General features: G+C 61.9%; 1 protein-coding gene. It reads right to left on the bottom strand.

What is annotated here, in order from left to right; all coding sequences use genetic code 11:
* The coding region (locus tag QSV46_RS40765) for a carbon-phosphorus lyase complex subunit PhnI (RefSeq protein WP_314964421.1) at positions 1-244 on the bottom strand (244 nt) is incomplete at both ends.

The raw sequence follows: 244 nt of genomic DNA, 5'->3' as shown, positions 1-244 counted from the left end.
CTCCTGCATATCCGGCGCCTCATTGGCCTCAGCGAACTCCTTGCGCAGCTTGCGCAACAGACCGAGCTCGGACTGAAAGTCGACGTAATGCGGCAGCTTGAGATGCTCGACGAAGCCGGTCGCCTGAACATTGTCCGAGTGCGACATCACGAATTCCTCGTCCTGGGCCGGAGCGATCACTTCCTCGCCCAACTCGCGGGCGCGCAGGCTGCGATCGACCAACGCCATCGACATGGTCTTGCGC

Source organism: Bradyrhizobium cosmicum (genome assembly GCF_032290525.1).
GTDB classification, from domain to species: domain Bacteria; phylum Pseudomonadota; class Alphaproteobacteria; order Rhizobiales; family Xanthobacteraceae; genus Bradyrhizobium; species Bradyrhizobium cosmicum_A.
Note: the sequence above shows the minus strand (reverse complement) of the source record. Positions and strands in the feature narration are given on the sequence as shown.